Source organism: Variovorax paradoxus B4, from assembly GCF_000463015.1.
Taxonomy (GTDB): Bacteria; Pseudomonadota; Gammaproteobacteria; order Burkholderiales; family Burkholderiaceae_C; genus Variovorax; species Variovorax paradoxus_E.
Genome location: NC_022234.1, coordinates 1,096,208 through 1,112,847, shown reverse-complemented (window position 1 = coordinate 1,112,847; position 16,640 = coordinate 1,096,208). Strand labels below are relative to the sequence as shown.

Sequence of the window (16,640 nt, the reverse complement as noted above, 5' to 3'; positions counted from 1 at the left end):
GCGAGGAACGGAAAAGCAAGTTCTGCCCATCTGAATCATCTATCGGGCGTGCACCATGGCCTCCAGCTCGATCTCCACCCAGGCATCGTCCGGCAGGCTGCTCACTCCCACCGCAGTGCGCGCCGGCGGGCTATGGCCGTCGAAGGCCACGCCCAGCACATTCGACGCCCCATCAAGCACCACGCCGTGCTGCCCGAACCCGGGGTCGGCATTGACGTAGCCGCGTACGCGAACGATCTGCTCGACGTTCGAAAGACCTCCCGCCGCACTCGCCAGTGCCGACAGCGCATTGAGCGCGGCCACCTCGGCGGCGTGCGCGGCCTCGAGGATGTCGCTGTCGTCGCGGCAGCGTCCCGCCAGCGCACGCCCGTTGATGCGGCAGGTCTGTCCGCTCACGTGCACCCAATGCCTGTCACCTCCGAGCGGCACGACACAGGTGGACGCGTAGTTGCCCTTGGGCGTCGGCGCGGCCGGTAGCACCAGGCCTACCGAACGCAGGCGTTCATCCGGGTGTGTTGCACTCACAGTGCGGCCCATTCCACGTGGCCGCTGAGCCAGCAGCCGACCACTTCGCCGTGCGCCCCGAACCGCGCCTGCAGCTCGATGGCCGAGGGGCTGCCCATGGCTTCGCCCTGACGGATCGACGTGACCACCGGCGCGGCAGGCGTTCCGACGGGAATGGCATCGGTGATGCTCAGGTAGCCCCACAAGGCGGCCGCTGCGATGCCTGTGGCCGCGTCTTCCGGATAGCCGGAGGAACGCGGAAACTGCCGCGCCGCGACGACGGGCGTGCCGTCGGCACCGGTTTCCACGGCGTAGGGATAGAGCCCCGTCGAATCGATCGACGCGCACGTTGCCTCGATCTGCCCGAGCAGGGGTGTCAGTGCATCGAGCGCCGCGATGGTGGGCATGCGCACCAGCGTCTTGACGCGGCTGGTGGCGGCATTCTCGACCAGCGAATGGCGCTCGACCGGCAGTTGCGGACTCAACACCTGGCAGACCCGCTCGCCGAAATGCGCGTCGACGGCCGACAGCCTGACCTTCGGCTGCGAGATCCACACGCGTCCGCGCGGTGCGTCCCACCAGGCGTCGACCACGCCGCTCAGGGTGCGTATCCGCGCGGAGGGCGTGGTCCATTCGCCCCATGCGCGCAGCGCCCACAGGGTTCCGACCGTGGCGTGCCCGCACATCTCCATCTCGTGGTTGGGAACGAAGAAACGGAATTTCCAGTCGATGCCGGGCTCGTTCGACTCGAAGACGAATGCCGACTCGTGGCCGTGGCGCCGGGCCACGTCCTGCATGTCGGACGCGGCCATGCCGTCGGCGTTCCTCACCATGGGAACAGGGTTGCCGCCACGGGGGCCGTTGACGAAGACGCGGATGCCTGCGACTTCGCCGGATTGCCGATGGGCCATGTTCATGACGTGGTGGTCCTTTCGTTCAATCTGCGGTTGCACCGGCAGCCTGTGCGATGCCGCGCCAGAAGGGCGCGTCGCGCGCCACGGTGGCCTGCATGACCTCGGACGTGCCGGGGGTCGCGTTCACGCCCTTGGAGGCCAGGTCGGCCGCAATCGCCCGATCACTCAGCACCGCGGTCAACGCGCGGTTGAACTTCTCCACCACCTTGGGCGGCGTGTCCTTCGGGAAGGCAAAGCCGTACCAGAGCGTCTGGTCGAACCCGGCCACGCCGGCCTGCGCGAACGTGGGCACGCCGGCGAGCAGCGCGTCGGGGGCTGTCGTGGCGATCGCCGCGAGCTTGTGGCTGTGGATGTAGGGCGCCAGGCCGACCGGGTTGTCGAACATGAACTGCACCTGGCCGCCGATCAGGTCGGTGTACGCGGGGGCCGCACCGCGGTAGGGCACGTGCACCCACGGCGCCTTCGCGACGTCCTTGAATTTCTCGCCCAGCAAATGCGACACGGTGCCAGCGCCGACCGACGCGAAGCTCGCGCCCTCGGGCCGGGCGCGCAGCGCCGCGATGAACGACTTCATGTCCGTCGCCTTCAGCTGCCGGTTGGCCACCAGCACGTAGGGCGAAGTGCCGATGATGCCGCCGTAGGCGAAGTCCTTGACCGGGTCATAGGACAGCTTCTTGTAGACGCCCGTGCTCACCGCGTGCGTGCTCGTGGTTGCGATGCCGACGGTGTAGCCGTCCGGGTTGGCCCGGGCGACCATGCCGGACCCGATGGTCCCGCCGGCGCCCGCGCGGTTGTCGATGACCAGCTGCTGGCCCAGCTGCTTCTGCAGCGCCACCTGGACCGAGCGCACGACGAGGTCGGTGCCACCGCCGGCGGGGAAGGGGACGATCACGGTGATCGGCTTGGTGGGCCATTCCTGCGCGAGGGCGGGGACGCCCGAAAGGGCCGAGACGCCGAGGGCCAGCGGTGCGAAATGTCGTGCGGCCATGCGGGCTGCGCGCTGAAAAGGTCGATGCATGAATCAGCTCCAGGGGTGTGGGGGCTGATGCTAGGAAGACCCGGCGCCGGGCACGAACCGGAACGCGACGAAGGGCGATCCAGGGAGCGACAGGCCGCTCGGCCTGCGCGTCGGGTCAGTGCGAGATGGCGCGCAGCAGCCGGCCGAGGTGTCCGCTGCTGGCGAAGCCGAGTTGCAGGCTGGTCTGCGCGAGCGTCTGGCCCTGTGCCATGAGCTCGCGGGCACGCCCCGCGAGCATGCGGCGGCGGATGTCGATGGGCGACGTGCCGAACTCCTGCAGGCAGGCGCGTTGCAGCTGCCGCTGCGAGACGCCCAACTCGCACGCGACCGCATCGACGAGCGGCACCTGCTGGTCCCACTCCAGCGCCAGGCCGAAGCGGCGCACCATCCGCTGTCCGAGCGAGGGCGCAGCTGTGTCCGGCAGCAGCGGCAGGCTGCGCCCCACGGCGATCTGCATGACGATGGCGTCGACCAGCGGCTCGGCGCTGCGCGGGTCGAGCGTGGAGGACACCAGCGCATCGAGCATGGCGAGCATCGCGCCGTCCAGGCGAAACGCGCCGAAGCTGCCGCGGCCCTTGAGCACCTCGGGGGCGAGGTACAGCTCGCCGTGGCGCTGTTTCTGGGTACTGGCCCTTGTGTTGTGCGCGGTGGCTGCGGGCAACAGGATGGCTGTTGAGCGGGACAGTTGAACGGTGCCTGTGTGGCCTGCCGCGTCGTTCGGATGTTCGTCGATCCACGCCGCCTTCAATCCGCCGGTCTGCGGCCACAGCAGCATCGCGCAGTCGTGCATGTGCCAGTTGCAGTGGTAACGGGGCTGACCGCTGTAGCGCAGCGCGAACCCGCGCGGCGCGGTCAGCGCGAGCTTGGGGGAAAGATAGGCGTGTGGCGTCACGGGGCAGCCTCCAGGGGGAACAGGCACGGAATGCCTGCGCAGCAATTATCGGACCGAGGTTGCCGACAGGCCCAGGCGCGCCAGTCGCTTCCTTCTCCAGATGAGGATACCCGTGACGCCGAGCGTCGCCACACGCCCCGGAGTGTGCCTCACGTGCTGCGCGTATTCCGGCAGCACGAGCGCCGGTTCGGCGCCCGGTAGCATTGCCGAGACCGGACGCGAACTCTGCTCCCTCAGTGGCCGCTGGCTTGGCGTGCGTGCGAAGCCCTGAACAAATTCGGGATGAACCGAGGCGTGGCCTTCGCGTACTCGCGCCAGGCCTCGCCGAAAGCCTGCTCGGAATCACGCTCCTCCGAGATGGCCAACCGCACGTACATCACCAACAGCACCGGGAACATTCCGAGCGTCAGCATCGTGGGCCACTGAAGCAGGAAGCCGAACATGATGGCCACGAAGCCGATGTACTGGGGATGGCGAACGAGCCGGTAGGGGCCCGTCTTGGCCAGTTCGTGCCGTCGCTGGGCGTGATACAGCACGTGCCACGCCTTGGACAGCAACGTGAACCCGGCAAAGATGAAGGCGAAGCTGAGGATGTGCAGCGCGCCGAAGTGCGGATTGCCATGCCGGCCCGTGATGAGCCACCACAGATGGCCGGCGTCGTGCTCGAGCAGGTTGACGCCCGGAAACTTCGTGCCGAGCCAGCCGGAGAGCAGGTAGATGGTCAGCGGGAAGCCGTACATCTCCGCGAACAGGGCCACGATGAAGGCACCGTACGCGCCGAAGCTGCGCCAGTCGCGCAGGTTCGCCGGTTTGAAGAAGCTGTATGCGAACCCCACGAAGATGACGGAGTTCAGGAACACGAGGCCCCAGAGGCCGTAGTCATTCGGAGCGCTGTTCATGGTCGTTCCCCGGGGACTGTCCGCCCGGGTGCCCATGGCCGCCGTGACCATGGCCTTGGTGCATGAAGATGTGCATCAACGGACAGGCCAGAACGATCAGGTAGGGCAGGGCGCCGAACAGGTGTGCTGTGTGCTCGGTGACGAGGTAGAAGCCGCCGACCGCGGCGGCTGCGAACAGCGTCAGGCCCGCAGGGGAGCGCCGGAACGGCGGCGACTCGGAATGATCGTGGTCCATGGGCGTGCTCCTTTGGTCACCGGACTCCCTCTCGTTGCACGAGCGTCGCACGTATTTCGACGCGCGGCTTGATGTGTGTCAATGCAGCCCGGCCCCATCGCGCCAAGATTTGAAGCGCCACCAGGAGAATCTCATGAGCACGACATCGCCTTCAGTCCGGAACCCGGACTCCGCTCCCACGGCGCTGCGTACGGGGATGGCCCTGGCCATGACCGTTGCGGTCTTCTACACGCTGTGCGCAATGGTCTGGCTCGCCGCGCCCGGCCCATTCCTGAACTTCATGAACGGCCTGTTCCACGGCATGGACTTCAGCGCACTCATGCGGCCTGCACCGTTTTCCTGGGCCGGCTTCCTCGAAGCGTTGGTCGTGTTGAGCGTTTGGGCATTCCTCGCGGGCTCGTTCTTTGGATGGCTGCGCCAACGTCTTGGCAGCTGAAGCCCTCTTCGGGGTGGCGGCCTCCCACTCCAACCAGGTTCGGAAATTGTCTCCGACCCCTTGTCGCTGCTGCAAACCCGCTACCGAGGAAGGCTGTTGCCCATACACAATGGGTACCTTCCCTGTGGTGCCCGACATGCAGCCCGCCAAAGCCACCAACCTCCAACTCGATCTCACCTCCGACCTGCAGAAATGGCGGGCCTTTCTGGCCATCGCCGAACTCGGCAGCCTGACGCGCGCAGCCCTCTTTCTCGACAGCAACCAGTCGTTGTTGAGCCGGCACCTGAATGCCCTCGAACGCGAATGCAACGCGCGCCTGTTCAACCGCACCGGTCGCGGTGTGGCGCTGTCCGATGTGGGCCAGAGAATCTTTCCGCACGTCAAGGCGCTGCTTGCGGACGCCGAACAACTGGAGCTCGAGATTCGCGGCGAGGCGCGCGAGCCGATGGGGCGCGTCACCATCGGCTCGCTGCCTTCGATCACGAATCCGATCGTCGGGCGCCTCTTCAAGCAGCTGCGCGCGCGCCACCCGGGCGTCCAGCTCAAGATTCTCGAAGGCTCGAGCGGACAGGTGGAAGAATGGCTGGCCGACGAACGCGTGGACATTGCCATCCTCTATCGCTACGGCAACTCCCTGCCGCAGCAGGAACAGGCGCTGGCCACGGTCGACAGCTACCTGATCGGCGCCGCCGGCGACCGCCTGACCGCCGCAGCCGAAGTGCCGTTCAGCGCGCTGCATGAGCTGCCCTTCATCCTGCCGGGCGCGCCCAACGGCCTGCGCACAGCGCTCGACGGCATCGCGCGGCAGGAGCGCATCACGCTGGCGCCGGCGATGGAAGCCGATTCGCTGCCGCTGATGCGCTCCACCGTGGCCGAGGCTCGCCTGTACACCGTGCTGCCGATCCACGCCGTCTGGGCCGAGGTGCAGGAAGGCCGCTTGCAGGCCGCGAAGATCGTCTCGCCCGGCGTGCAGCGCATTGTTTCCATGGCGTTGGCCCGCACCAAGGGTCCGGCCAAGGCTGTGTCGACGGTGGCAGCGGAGATCGTCGACATCGTCAACGACAACGCCCGCAGCGGCATGTGGCGTCCGATCGAGCCGGCGTAGCGTTGCGGTCCGCTGCATAGCAGCATTGCGTCGTGCGGGCAGTCGCGGCGCCCGACCCGCGCCTATGCTCATCCACTCAAAAGTGGCCATCCTCGAGGCCACTCGTGCCGGAGACATGCATGCCCCTGAGATGGTTCGATCGACAGCTGCGCAAGGCCGCGATGGGCGCGCTCGCGCTGTCGCTGCTGGCCTGTACCAGCTTCGCCCCCGTCGACGCCCCGGCCCGCCAGCGCGTGCTGTTGACCGAGGGCCCGGCCCGCATCGACGTGATCGTCGAAGGCCGGGGGCCCGCGGTGGTGCTGCTGCCCTCGTCGCAGCGCGACTCGGAAGACTTCGACGATGTGGCGGCGCGCATCGCCGCCGCCGGCTTCAAGGTCCTGCGGCCGCAGCCGCGCGGCATGGGCGGCTCGACCGGACCGATGCAGGCCTTGAGCCTGCACGTGCTGGCCGCCGACGTGGCGGCCACGGTGCGGCAGCTGGGCGGCGGTCGCGCCGTGCTGGTGGGCCATGCCTTTGGACATTTCGTGGCGCGCGTGGCCGACCTCGACCATCCGCAGCAGGTGCGCGGCGTGGTGGTCGCCGGCGGCGCGGCGCGCACATTTCCGGCCGGCATGGCCGAATCCCTGGCCATCGCCTCCGATCCCACGCAGCCGCGCGAAGCACGTTTGCGCGGTTTGCGCCACGCATTCTTCGCACCCGGCAACAACCCCGAGCCCTGGCTTTCCGGCTGGCACCCGGAGCTGCGCCAGGCCTACCGACAGGCCGGTGCAAAGCCGGCCAAGGAACTGTGGTGGCCGGTGAGCCATGCGCCGCTGCTCGACCTGCAGGGTGCCGACGACCCGTGGCGCCCGCCCGCGTCGCGCAACGAACTGAAAGACGTGCTCGGCGACAAGGTCACGGTGCAGGTGATCCCGAATGCCAGCCATGCGCTGATTCCCGAACAACCCGCGGCGGTGGCACAGGCTATCGTGGCGTGGATCGGCACGCTGCCGCCCTGAACTGGACACCTTCGAGAAGTCACCTCATGCCACGCATACCCCTCTTTCCGACCGACACCATGAGCCCTGAGCAGGGCGCGGTCCACGACAGGATCGTCTCCGGCCCGCGCGGCAGGATCCAGGGTCCGCTGCGGGCCGCCCTGCACAACCCGGAACTGGCCGACAAATGGCAGGCACTCGGCGCGCTGCTGCGCTACGGCACAACCTTGCCGCCGCGGCTGTCGGAGATCGCGATCCTGGTCACCGGCCGCGCCTGCAACTCGCCTTTCGAGTGGTATGCGCATCGCGCAGAGGCCGAGAAGGCGGGCATCGAGCGGCCCGTCATCGAGGCGATCCTGACCGGCTCCGAACCGTCCGGCCTGTCGGCGGACGATGCCGCCGTCTACCGCTATGCCGTCGAACTCAATCGCCACAACTCGGTCTCCGACGCCACGTACGCTGTGGCGCTGGCGCGCTTCGGGGCACGTACCGTGGTGGAACTCACGGCGCTGATCGGTTACTACACCATGGTCGCGATGACGCTCAACTGCCACGAGATTCCCCTGCCTGAAGGCGTGGCGCCGGCCTTTGCCCTGCCGCAGCACGCGGAACTTGCAGCATGAACGCCGTGCCGGCCACCGTGGCCGGATGGGACTGCCACGCCCACCTGTTCGGCCCCTACGACCGCTTTCCGCTGGCCCCGGAGCGCAGCTACACGCCGCCCGAGGCCGTTGCGTCGCAGTACCTGGCGCTGCTGGCCCGGCTCGGCTTGAGCAACGGCGTGCTGGTGCATCCCAGTGCCTATGGCGAGGACCACTCGCTGCTGCTGCATGCGCTGGCGGCCCATTCCGGCCTGCGCGGCGTGGTCGTCGTGCAGCCGGGCAGCCGATTGGCACTGGCCGGCTTGCACGGCCAAGGGGTGCGCGGCGCGCGCTTCAGCCACCGAAGCGGCGCCGGCACCAACTTTGCGGGAAGTGCCTCCTTCGATGACCTGCGTGCGCTGGCCCCGGCGCTGGCCGATGCGGGCTTGCACGCCGAACTGTGGACCGACTGCCAAGCCTTGCCCGGCATTGCCGCCGAGCTCAAGGCACTGCCGGTGCCGGTCGTGATCGATCACATGGGCGGCTTCGATGTCGAAGCGGGCGTCGACGCCCCCGGCTTTCGCGTGCTGCTCGAGCTGCTGGCCTCGGGCCGGGTATGGGTCAAGCTGTGCGCCTACCGCAATCTTCTGGACGCGCCCGACTGGCAGGCCGGCCGCCCGTTCCAGCAGAAGATGATCGAGGCCAACCCGGAGCGCCTGGTGTGGGGCAGCGACTGGCCGCACCTGCGCGTGGCGCCGAGTCCGGACGCGGCATCGCTGCTCGCGATGTTCAAGGACTGGGCCGGCCGCGACGAACTCGCCGAGCGGGTGCTCGTGGCCAATCCGGGGATGCTCTATCGCTGACCCGGAGGCCGGTCTGCGGACTCAGCCATCGATCGGCTCCGTCGCAGCGAAAGAAGGACGGGCGCGCAGCGTCTCGAACCAGGTCGCAAGGGCAGGGGCCGATTGGCGCCATCCGAGCGTGTCGAAACGGTAGTCGAGGTAGCCGAGCGCACAGCCGAGTGCCACGTGGCCTATCGAGAGCGGCGCATGGCGCAAGGCCTGCGCTTCCTGGTCGAGCATGTGCACAGAGGCGCGGGTCTTGAGCTCGAACGCGGCGAGCAGGGCTTGCAGCGGCACCTCGCGTTCGCGCTCGTTGCGCCAGAGAATCAGCGCGTCGAGGAGCCCGTCGCCGAAAGCGTGCCAGCGCAGCGCCTGCCAGCGCGCCTCGCCCTGCGGCGGGAACAGCGCGCCGCCGGCCAGGTCATTCAGGTATTCGCAGATCACGATCGAATCGAACAGCGTCGAGCCGTCCTCGCGCACCAGGGTCGGGATCTTCGACAGCGGGTTGTCCGCCATGATGGCCGGATTGGGCTTGCGCATCGCGGCGACCGAGCGAACCAGTTCGAGCCTGGGCAGCAGGCCGAGTTCGTGGGCGCAGATCATCACTTTGCGCACATAGGGCGACTTGGGCGACCAGTGCAGCTTCATCGCCTGGGCCATCAGACCGCTCCGGCTTCCCGCAACGCATGGATGCCCGCCGTGCTGTACCCCAGCTCGGACAGGATGTCGTCGCTGTGCTGGCCCAGCAATGGCGGCGCGGTCTGCGTTTGCAGCGGGGAATCCGCAAAACGCATCGGACTCGCGACCTGCGGCGCGTCGACACCGCTCGGATGAGGCACGTAGCGAAGCATCTCGCGCGCCTTCACCTGAGGCTCCTCGAACACCTCGGCGACCGTGTTGATGGGGCCGCAGGGCACGCCGGCCTTGTCGAGCGCGGCAATCAGCTTCTCGCGCTCCCACTGGGCGAACGCGTCGCGCAGCATGGCGGACAGCTCACGGATGTTGCGCACCCGCTGGGCGTTGGTCGCGAAGCGCTCGTCCGCGATCCAGTCGGTGCGGCCGAAGACTTCGCAGAGCTTGGCGAACTGGGCGTCGTTTCCGACCACGAGGATCACGTCGCCGTCGGCGCAGCCGTACACGTCCTGCGGCTGGATATTCGGATGCGCGTTGCCGTTGCGCTGCGGCACCTTGCCCGACACCAGGTAGTTCATCGCCTGGTTGGAAAGCGTCGCGACCTGTACATCGAGCATCGCGATGTCGATGGCGTCGCCGACGCCGGTTTCATTGCGGCGCGCCAACGCGGCAAGCACCGAGACGGCGGTGTACATGCCGGTCATCAGATCGACGATCGGGATGCCGACTTTCTGCGGACCGCCGCCGGGGCGGCCGTTCTTTTCTCCGGTGACGCTCATCAGGCCTCCCATTGCCTGGATCAGGAAGTCGTAGGCCGGCTGGTCGCGGCGGGGGCCTGTCTGGCCGAAGCCCGTGACCGAGCAGTAGATGAGCCGCGGGTTGACCTTGCGCAACGATGCCTCATCCAGGCCATAGCGCGCCAGTGTGCCAGCCTTGTAGTTCTCGAGCACGATGTCGGCTCGCCTGGCGAGTTCCTTGATGATCTTCTGGCCCTCCGGCTTCTCGAGGCTGACAGTGATCGAGCGTTTCCCGCGGTTGACGGCCAGGTAGTAGCCCGCTTCCTTCGTATCCTTGCCTTCGGCATCTTTCAGGAACGGAGGTCCCCAGGTTCGTGTGTCGTCGCCCATGCCGGGCCGCTCGACCTTGATCACCTCTGCGCCAAGGTCGGCGAGGATCTGGCTTGCCCAGGGCGCGGCGAGGATGCGGCTGAGGTCCAGCACCTTGACATGCGCCAGCGGCCCCTTGTTCGTGGTCATTCGAATTCTCCTTGTGTTGGGCGAATTCTGGAATCCGGACCCGTCCCGGGCTACTGGCGAGCCCGCAAGACTGTGATGCGCAGCGGCGCATAACGGCAGGCCTCGCGTGGCCGGCATCGCATAGCAGCTATGCGCCGGAGCGCGGTGGCACGGCTCGCCGCCCTGCCTAAAGTTCGGTCACGACAATCGGAGACATCGACCATGAATGGACTTTTCAAATCCGCAGCTGCACTTGCCCTTGCGCTGGCCGCAGCGTCGGGATGGGCGCAGGCCTACCCCTCCAAGCCGATCCGCGTGGTCGTTCCTTTTCCGGCCGGCGGACCGGTGGACCAGACAGCCCGCGCACTTGGCGCCAAGCTGAGCACGTCTCTGGGCCAATCCATCATCATCGACAACAAGGGCGGCGCCGGCGGCCTGCTCGGTGCCGACGCGGTCGCCAAGTCACCCGCCGACGGCTACACGCTGCTGTTCTCTTCGGCGGGGGCGCTGGCCATCGTGCCGCACATCGCGCCGTCGATGCCTTACAACCCCCAGAAGGACCTGGCTGCAGTGACCCAGGCGCTGAAGGTGCCGGCGGTGCTGGTGGTGGCCGCGGATTCAAGATTCAAGGCCTTCGCGGATCTGAAGGCTGCGGCCACCGGCGACGCCAGCAAGGTCAACTATGCCTCCGCCGGCAGCGGCACCACGCCGCACCTTCAGGCGGAGCTGCTCAAGCGTGAGGCCAGGCTGAACATCAACCACATTCCCTACCGCGGCGCGGCACCGGCACTGACCGACCTGATGGGCGGGCAGGTGGACATGATGATGGTCGACATTCCCGTGGTCCTGCCGTTCATCCAGTCGGGCAAGGTCCGCCCCCTGGCCGTGACCAGCGCCAGGCGCATTCCTGTCCTCAAGGATGTGCCGACGGTCGGCGAGCTCGGAATGCCGAAGGTGGAGGCCTACAACTGGTATGGAATGCTGGCCCCCGCACGGACGCCGGCCGAAATCATCGACAAGATGTACCGTGCTGTCGGCGCCGCATTGCGCTCGCCTGACCTGAAGCAGCAGTTCGAGCAGCAGGGCGTGGAAGTCGTCGGCAGCAGCCCTGCGGAGTTCGGGCGGTTCATTTCCACGGAGTCGGAACGTTGGGGATCGCTGGCCAAGGCGGTGGGCGCCAAGCTGGATTGAACGCTCCACCCCGTCGGGTTCACGCGCGCGCCGGCCCGGCGCGTTTGGCCAGTTCCAGCTTGGCGATGGCGTTGCGGTGCACTTCGTCGGGTCCGTCGACGATGCGCACCGTGCGCTGGTGCGCATAGGCTTCGGCAAGCCAGAAGTCCTGGCTGACACCGGCGGCGCCGTGCGCCTGGATCGCCCAGTCGACCACCTTGCACGACATGTTGGGTGCCACCACCTTGATCATCGCGATCTCGGCGCGCGCTTCCTTGTTGCCCACGGTGTCCATCTTGTAGGCCGCATTGAGCGTGAGCAGGCGGGCCTGGTCGATGAGGCAGCGCGATTCGGCGATGCGCTCGTGCCAGATCGACTGCTCCGCGAGCGGACGGCCAAAGGCCACGCGGCTGCGCAGCCGGTCGCACATCAGTTCGAGCGCGCGCTCGGCGGCGCCGATGGAGCGCATGCAATGATGAATGCGCCCCGGGCCGAGCCGCCCTTGCGCGATCTCGAAACCGCGCCCTTCGCCCAAGAGGATGTTCGATGCGGGAACGCGCACGTCCTCCAGCAGCACTTCCATGTGGCCGTGCGGTGCGTCGTCGTAGCCGAACACCGAAAGATGCCGCAGCACCGTGATGCCCTTGGTGTCGCGCGGCACCAGCACCATCGACTGCTGCGCATGGCGCGGCGCGTCGGGGTCGGTCTTGCCCATCACGATGAAGATCTTGCAGCGCGGGCTGCCCGCGCCCGAAGAAAACCACTTGCGGCCGTTGATCACGTACTCGTCGCCTTCGCGGCGGATCGTGCACTGGATGTTGGTGGCGTCCGACGAGGCGACGGCCGGCTCGGTCATCAGGAAGCCCGAGCGGATCTCGCCGGCGAGCAGCGGCGCCAGCCATTCGTCCTTCTGCGCCTCGGTGCCGTAGCGCTCGATGGTTTCCATGTTGCCGGTGTCGGGCGCCGAGCAGTTGAACACCTCGCCTGACCAGGAGACGCGGCCCATCACCTCGCACAGCGGCGCGTAGTCGAGGTTGGAGATGGCCGGCACGTCGCGGTGCGGATGGGGCAGGAACATGTTCCAGAGGCCGGCCGCGCGCGCCACGGGCTTCAGCTCCTCGACGAGCGGCGACACCTGCCAGGCATTGCCCTGGCGGCGGAAGGCGTCCATCTCGTGGTGGTAGCGCGCTTCGTTCGGATAGATGTGCTGGTCGAAGAACCTGTTCAGGCGTTCGAGCAGCTCGCGGGTCTTGGGGGAGGGTTCGGCAAACATGGGGGCGTCCTTTCATGGTGCGAGCAACCTGGCCGGACCGCTCGCTTGCGAAAGATTTGAACATCGCGCGTCGTCGAATGCCGTCCCGCAAGCGACGACGAGCGCCGCGCTTCACGACAGCCGCCCACGTGGCGGTGTCCGAGCGGATCAACGCCCCGTGAAAACCGGCGTGCGCTTCTCGGCAAAGGCGCGCTGGGCTTCCTTCGCATCGTCGGTCTTCGCGATCTGCGCCGTCATGTCCTGCTCGTAGCGGTAGCCGTCTCGCAGGCTCATGTCCTCGATCACGTTGAGGGTGTGCTTGCCCATCCGGGTGGACACGGGGCTCTTGGAGGCGATGGTGGCGGCGATCTCGCGAGCCGTGGGCATCAGGTCCTCGGGAGCCGTGCAGGCCTCCACGATGCCGAGCCGGTACAACTCGGGCCCCGGCACACGCATGCCCGTGAGCATCATGCGGCGCAGGCGCGAATGGCTGAACAGGCGCATGGCATGGCGGCAGCCGCCGAGCAGACCGACGTCGACCTCGGGCAGCCCGAGCGAGGCCTTCTCCGAGGCGATGAGAATGTCGCTCGAAGCCGCCATGGCAAGGCCGGAGCCGAGCGCGGCACCGTTGATCGCGCAGATCACGGGCTTGGCGCATTCGCGGATCGCGTGGAAGCACTCGCGCGTGCGGCGCGAGTGGGCCATCAGATCGCCCGGTCCCTTGATCACCTCGGCCCGTCCCTTCAGGTCGGCCCCGGCGCAGAACACCTTGCCTTCGCCGGTAAGGATCACGACGCGCACGTCGTCCATCTCGGAAATCTGGTCCAGGGCCCGGGTCAGCTCGTCATTGAGCACGCGCGTCAGCGCATTGACGGGCGGTGCGTCCAAGGTCAGCGTGGCCACGTGATCGGCGATGGCCACCTTGAGCTGAGAGAAGTTGTCCATGATGTCTCCTGATGCCATCCGTTCGGCATGTGGAAGACGAGTCTACGAGCCGCTTGCCCGGGCGGCGAGCGCCATCGCGGCACAGCAGCTATGCCTTGGAAGGCATGGCGTCACGGCGGCAGTCCGATAGCCTGGCAAGCATCCTTCGGCGGCGCAACCGCCGCACCCTCGATGTTGTGGCGCGCCATGGCCTCGGCGACAAAGCCCGACGCCTTCATCTCCTCGACAAACGCGCTCAGGCAGTCGGCGGCGTCGATGCCTCTGCTTCGCGGCGTTCCCATCGCCTGCTGGATGACCATGAATCTCCCGGGCAAGAGCCGCAAGCCCTTCAACCTTGCGGCGTCGGAGGCGAGCTGCTGGCGCACACCGGCGGCCACATCGGCTTCGTGTGCGAGAAACTCGTCGACCACCGCGGGAGAGGTGTCCGCACGGACGATCTGCGCATGCTTGAGTTCTCGCGTCAGGTAGAGGTCATAGGCGCTTCCCCTGCCGACCATGATCCGCACGCCTGCGGCATCCACTTGCTCGTTGGCTGCGATTGCGGAGTTCTCTCGCACGAGGTAGCTGCCTTCGATCAGTATGTACGGTGCCGTGAAGAGCAAGCCCTCCCCGCGCAGCGGATCGACGGCGAAGAAGCCGATGTCTGCCTGCTCACCCGAGACCGCAGCGACGGATTTGCCCGCGGCATCGAACACGACGAGCTTCAGCTCGGCCTGCAGACGCCTGGCCAGTTCTGCGGCCAGGTCGACGGACACACCGGCCGCCTGCCCGCGCGCGGCATCCCAGCGCGCCAGGATCGGGTTGCCGAGGTTGATCGACGCACGCAGCACGCCCGCAGGCAGGAGCGCCGATCGGATGGAGGGTTCGACCGTCATGGCTTGGCGGCATGCTGTTCGAGCAAGGCGAGAACGGCAGGATCCAGTGCAAGACCTTCGCGCCGGTGACGCGCCAGGTTGTTCAGCTCGATCTCGCCCGGCACAAGGACCGGACGCGATGCCTGCGCGGGAGGGCTGTCATGAAGGATGGCCGCGAAATCATTCATTCGCTGCGCGAGCCATGGGGTGGACCCGAGGTGCCGCGTATCGATGAGGATGAAGAAATGGCCCAGGTTCTGCGGTTCGTCGGGTGCGTCGACCCACGACTTCACGTGCGTGAGGTAGGCCGCGCCCGACAGCAGGCCGGCGAAGAGGTCCACGAGCAGGGCCAGCCCGTAGCCCTTGTGCCCGCCGATCGGGAGCAGGAAGCCTTCGAGGGCCGCCGCCGGATCGGTCGTGGTGCGGCCCGCCTTGTCCGTCGCCCAGGTGTCTGGAATGGCATCACCGCGCTTGAGCGCGTTGCGGATCTTGGCGCGCGCGGCCACGCTGATCGCCATGTCCAGGAGGAACGGATTGCCGCCCGGATTCGGCACGCCAAAACCGACCGGGCTGTTCCCGAGGCGGGCATCGCTGCCGCCCCACGGAGCGATGGTGGTGGTGGCATTGCTGCCGATGATGCTGGCGAAGCCGGCTTCGGCCGCGATCAGCGAATACGGCGAGACGGGGCCGAAGTGGTTGCTGCCGCGTGCGAAGGCCACGCCAACGCCTGTCTGCCTGGCCGTGTCCATGGCCGCGTCCAGCGCTCGCATTCCAACCAGGGGTCCGACGCCGTTGTCGCCGTCGATGCTCACGATGGCGGGGGCTCGCTGCTCCCGCGTGATGCGCGGCCTGGCCTTGATGCCGCCCACACCCAACCGCTCCCCGTAGGACTCGATGCGGCTGAGGCCGTGCGTGGACAGGCCGAACAGATCGGCCGTGACCAGGATCCTGGCGACGTCGCGTGCATCTTCGTGCGCGAGGCCGAGGCCCTCGAAGGCGCGCGTGCCGAGTTCAAGCAATTCGGGCTCGCGCAGCACGCGTTTTTCTGCAATGGTCGTGTTCATGGTGGCTTTCAATAGTGGTGAATGGCGGCGTCATTCGGCCTTGAGGCCGGCCTTGCGGACGACAGAGCCCCAGCGTTCGCGCTCGGCCCTGATGAACTTGGCGAATTCCGCAGGCCCCATGGGCGAAGCCGTGCTGCCGTCTTCCTCAAGCCGCGCACGTACGGCCGGAACACCCAATGCCTTGACCGCGGCCTCGTGCAAGCGGCTGACGATCTCCGGCGGCGTCCTGGCCGGTGCAAGGATCCCGAACCATTGGGAGCTGTCGAAGCCGGGGTGGCCGAGCTCGGCCACCGTGGGAACGCTGGGCAGTGCGTCCAGCCGGTGCGGCGATCCGCTCGCGATGATCCTGATCCTTCCGGCCTTGGCCTGCGCGATGAAACCGGGCGGTCCGGCGGAAGCGGCGTCCGTGTTTCCCGCCAGCAGATCGTTGAGCTGGGCGCCGGTGCCCTTGTACGGCACATGGGTGACGTCGATCCGGGTGGTGACCTTCAACATCTCGAACGCCAGGTGGCCGGCGCTGCCGTTGCCTGCGGAGCCATAGTTCAGCTTGCCGGGCTGCGCCCTGGCCAACGCGACAAACTCCGCAAGCGTCTGCGCAGGCACCTTCGCGCCAACGGCAAACACCATCGGCACCTTGGCCAGCAAGGCGACAGGGGTGAAATCCTCGTCGCCATACGGCAGCTTGGCGAACATCGCGGGATTGACCGCCAAGGTGCCGACATGCCCGAGCACGATGTTGTAGCCATCAGGCGCCGCGCGCGCCACCTCCTGCATGGCAATGATTCCGGATGCGCCGGCCTTGTTGTCGACGATCACGGCCTGCCCGAGCGTCTTGGACATCTCGTTGGCGAGCAGACGCGCGATGACGTCGGAACTTCCTCCCGGCCCATACGGCACGACGAGGCGCACCGTCTTTGCCGGCCAGGCTGCGTGGGCGAGTGGCGCCGTCGCCGCGAGCGACGCTGCGGCAATCAATGTGGCCGCTCGACGGAATGCCGCGAACGGCGATGTCCATCGGCGGCGCGTCGCGTTGATCGATTGATGCATGGATGTCTGTCTCGTTGTGGATGCAGCCCTGGACGCA

19 protein-coding genes are annotated in these 16,640 nt (G+C 67.5%); 6 read left to right on the top strand and 13 right to left on the bottom strand.

Annotated features, from left to right (window positions below):
* Nucleotides 1–39: 39 nt before the first annotated feature.
* The 6 genes from VAPA_RS32350 to VAPA_RS32325 all read right to left on the bottom strand — a co-directional run bounded on the left by VAPA_RS32350 (nt 40) and on the right by VAPA_RS32325 (nt 4,462).
* Nucleotides 40–525: a RidA family protein gene (locus VAPA_RS32350; protein WP_021004474.1), complete on the bottom strand. Its 486-nt coding sequence runs from the start codon at nt 523–525 to the stop codon at nt 40–42.
* Nucleotides 522–1,421, bottom strand: a complete 900-nt coding sequence (locus VAPA_RS32345) for a PhzF family phenazine biosynthesis protein (protein WP_021004473.1) — start codon at nt 1,419–1,421, stop codon at nt 522–524. The genes VAPA_RS32350 and VAPA_RS32345 overlap by 4 nt, the downstream gene beginning before the upstream one ends.
* 19 nt (nt 1,422–1,440) lie before the next feature.
* Nucleotides 1,441–2,436 (bottom strand): Bug family tripartite tricarboxylate transporter substrate binding protein, encoded by a 996-nt coding sequence (locus VAPA_RS32340; protein WP_021004472.1) that lies wholly within the window; start codon nt 2,434–2,436, stop codon nt 1,441–1,443.
* 115 nt (nt 2,437–2,551) lie between these two features.
* Nucleotides 2,552–3,328: a helix-turn-helix domain-containing protein gene (locus VAPA_RS32335; protein WP_021004471.1), complete on the bottom strand. Its 777-nt coding sequence runs from the start codon at nt 3,326–3,328 to the stop codon at nt 2,552–2,554.
* Nucleotides 3,329–3,561: 233 nt separating this feature from the next.
* Nucleotides 3,562–4,227, bottom strand: coding sequence for a methyltransferase family protein (locus VAPA_RS32330; protein ID WP_021004470.1), 666 nt, complete (start codon nt 4,225–4,227; stop codon nt 3,562–3,564).
* Nucleotides 4,208–4,462: a DUF2933 domain-containing protein gene (locus tag VAPA_RS32325; protein WP_021004469.1), complete on the bottom strand. Its 255-nt coding sequence runs from the start codon at nt 4,460–4,462 to the stop codon at nt 4,208–4,210. Before VAPA_RS32325 ends, VAPA_RS32330 begins: the two co-directional genes overlap by 20 nt.
* A 133-nt stretch (nt 4,463–4,595) precedes the next feature.
* On the opposite strand from VAPA_RS32325, the gene VAPA_RS32320 reads away from it, so the two are divergent.
* The 5 genes from VAPA_RS32320 (at nt 4,596) to VAPA_RS32300 (ending at nt 8,424) form a co-directional block, all read left to right on the top strand.
* Complete coding sequence (locus VAPA_RS32320) at nt 4,596–4,898, top strand: DUF5676 family membrane protein (RefSeq protein WP_021004468.1); 303 nt, start codon at nt 4,596–4,598, stop codon at nt 4,896–4,898.
* Between the two features lie 136 nt (nt 4,899–5,034).
* Nucleotides 5,035–6,003, top strand: a complete 969-nt coding sequence (locus VAPA_RS32315; protein WP_021004467.1) for a LysR family transcriptional regulator — start codon at nt 5,035–5,037, stop codon at nt 6,001–6,003.
* A 119-nt stretch (nt 6,004–6,122) separates the two neighbouring features.
* Nucleotides 6,123–7,001, top strand: coding sequence for an alpha/beta fold hydrolase (locus tag VAPA_RS32310; protein WP_021004466.1), 879 nt, complete (start codon nt 6,123–6,125; stop codon nt 6,999–7,001).
* A 26-nt stretch (nt 7,002–7,027) separates the two neighbouring features.
* Nucleotides 7,028–7,603 carry a carboxymuconolactone decarboxylase family protein gene (locus VAPA_RS32305; protein WP_021004465.1) on the top strand — a complete coding sequence of 192 codons (576 nt, stop codon included), beginning with the start codon at nt 7,028–7,030 and terminating at the stop codon, nt 7,601–7,603.
* A complete protein-coding gene (locus VAPA_RS32300) occupies nt 7,600–8,424 on the top strand; it encodes an amidohydrolase family protein (protein WP_021004464.1) in 825 nt (274 codons plus the stop codon). Before VAPA_RS32305 ends, VAPA_RS32300 begins: the two co-directional genes overlap by 4 nt.
* Before the next feature lie 21 nt (nt 8,425–8,445).
* On the opposite strand, the gene VAPA_RS32295 is transcribed toward VAPA_RS32300, so the two are convergent.
* Together VAPA_RS32295 and VAPA_RS32290 are read right to left on the bottom strand one after the other, a co-directional pair.
* Nucleotides 8,446–9,063 carry a glutathione S-transferase family protein gene (locus tag VAPA_RS32295; protein ID WP_080666981.1) on the bottom strand — a complete coding sequence of 206 codons (618 nt, stop codon included), beginning with the start codon at nt 9,061–9,063 and terminating at the stop codon, nt 8,446–8,448.
* Complete coding sequence (locus tag VAPA_RS32290) at nt 9,063–10,292, bottom strand: CaiB/BaiF CoA transferase family protein (protein WP_021004462.1); 1,230 nt, start codon at nt 10,290–10,292, stop codon at nt 9,063–9,065. The genes VAPA_RS32295 and VAPA_RS32290 overlap by 1 nt, the downstream gene beginning before the upstream one ends.
* Before the next feature lie 201 nt (nt 10,293–10,493).
* Here VAPA_RS32290 and VAPA_RS32285 point away from each other — a divergent pair, with 201 nt between their 5' ends.
* Nucleotides 10,494–11,462, top strand: coding sequence for a Bug family tripartite tricarboxylate transporter substrate binding protein (locus tag VAPA_RS32285; protein ID WP_021004461.1), 969 nt, complete (start codon nt 10,494–10,496; stop codon nt 11,460–11,462).
* A gap of 19 nt (nt 11,463–11,481) precedes the next feature.
* Here VAPA_RS32285 and VAPA_RS32280 read toward each other — a convergent pair whose 3' ends face one another.
* From VAPA_RS32280 to VAPA_RS32260, 5 genes are all read right to left on the bottom strand, one after another.
* Nucleotides 11,482–12,714: an acyl-CoA dehydrogenase family protein gene (locus tag VAPA_RS32280; protein ID WP_021004460.1), complete on the bottom strand. Its 1,233-nt coding sequence runs from the start codon at nt 12,712–12,714 to the stop codon at nt 11,482–11,484.
* Between the two features lie 147 nt (nt 12,715–12,861).
* A complete protein-coding gene (locus VAPA_RS32275; RefSeq protein ID WP_021004459.1) occupies nt 12,862–13,638 on the bottom strand; it encodes an enoyl-CoA hydratase/isomerase family protein in 777 nt (258 codons plus the stop codon).
* Nucleotides 13,639–13,748: 110 nt separating this feature from the next.
* Nucleotides 13,749–14,513, bottom strand: coding sequence for an ABC transporter substrate-binding protein (locus VAPA_RS32270; protein ID WP_021004458.1), 765 nt, complete (start codon nt 14,511–14,513; stop codon nt 13,749–13,751).
* Nucleotides 14,510–15,556, bottom strand: a complete 1,047-nt coding sequence (locus VAPA_RS32265; RefSeq protein ID WP_021004457.1) for an Ldh family oxidoreductase — start codon at nt 15,554–15,556, stop codon at nt 14,510–14,512. The genes VAPA_RS32270 and VAPA_RS32265 overlap by 4 nt, the downstream gene beginning before the upstream one ends.
* A 30-nt stretch (nt 15,557–15,586) precedes the next feature.
* Nucleotides 15,587–16,603 (bottom strand): Bug family tripartite tricarboxylate transporter substrate binding protein, encoded by a 1,017-nt coding sequence (locus tag VAPA_RS32260; protein ID WP_021004456.1) that lies wholly within the window; start codon nt 16,601–16,603, stop codon nt 15,587–15,589.
* Nucleotides 16,604–16,640: the final 37 nt, after the last annotated feature.

Bases quoted from the DNA above. Each gene is read 5' to 3' on its own strand.
- VAPA_RS32345 (WP_021004473.1), bottom strand. From the start codon at position 1,421: ATGAACATGGCCCATCGGCAATCCGGCGAAGTCGCAGGCATCCGCGTC.
- VAPA_RS32340 (WP_021004472.1), bottom strand. From the start codon at position 2,436: ATGCATCGACCTTTTCAGCGCGCAGCCCGCATGGCCGCACGACATTTC.
- VAPA_RS32330 (WP_021004470.1), bottom strand. From the start codon at position 4,227: ATGAACAGCGCTCCGAATGACTACGGCCTCTGGGGCCTCGTGTTCCTG.
- VAPA_RS32325 (WP_021004469.1), bottom strand. From the start codon at position 4,462: ATGGACCACGATCATTCCGAGTCGCCGCCGTTCCGGCGCTCCCCTGCG.
- VAPA_RS32320 (WP_021004468.1), top strand. From the start codon at position 4,596: ATGAGCACGACATCGCCTTCAGTCCGGAACCCGGACTCCGCTCCCACG.
- VAPA_RS32315 (WP_021004467.1), top strand. From the start codon at position 5,035: ATGCAGCCCGCCAAAGCCACCAACCTCCAACTCGATCTCACCTCCGAC.
- VAPA_RS32310 (WP_021004466.1), top strand. From the start codon at position 6,123: ATGCCCCTGAGATGGTTCGATCGACAGCTGCGCAAGGCCGCGATGGGC.
- VAPA_RS32305 (WP_021004465.1), top strand. From the start codon at position 7,028: ATGCCACGCATACCCCTCTTTCCGACCGACACCATGAGCCCTGAGCAG.
- VAPA_RS32300 (WP_021004464.1), top strand. From the start codon at position 7,600: ATGAACGCCGTGCCGGCCACCGTGGCCGGATGGGACTGCCACGCCCAC.
- VAPA_RS32295 (WP_080666981.1), bottom strand. From the start codon at position 9,063: ATGGCCCAGGCGATGAAGCTGCACTGGTCGCCCAAGTCGCCCTATGTG.
- VAPA_RS32290 (WP_021004462.1), bottom strand. From the start codon at position 10,292: ATGACCACGAACAAGGGGCCGCTGGCGCATGTCAAGGTGCTGGACCTC.
- VAPA_RS32285 (WP_021004461.1), top strand. From the start codon at position 10,494: ATGAATGGACTTTTCAAATCCGCAGCTGCACTTGCCCTTGCGCTGGCC.
- VAPA_RS32280 (WP_021004460.1), bottom strand. From the start codon at position 12,714: ATGTTTGCCGAACCCTCCCCCAAGACCCGCGAGCTGCTCGAACGCCTG.
- VAPA_RS32275 (WP_021004459.1), bottom strand. From the start codon at position 13,638: ATGGACAACTTCTCTCAGCTCAAGGTGGCCATCGCCGATCACGTGGCC.
- VAPA_RS32270 (WP_021004458.1), bottom strand. From the start codon at position 14,513: ATGACGGTCGAACCCTCCATCCGATCGGCGCTCCTGCCTGCGGGCGTG.
- VAPA_RS32265 (WP_021004457.1), bottom strand. From the start codon at position 15,556: ATGAACACGACCATTGCAGAAAAACGCGTGCTGCGCGAGCCCGAATTG.
- VAPA_RS32260 (WP_021004456.1), bottom strand. From the start codon at position 16,603: ATGCATCAATCGATCAACGCGACGCGCCGCCGATGGACATCGCCGTTC.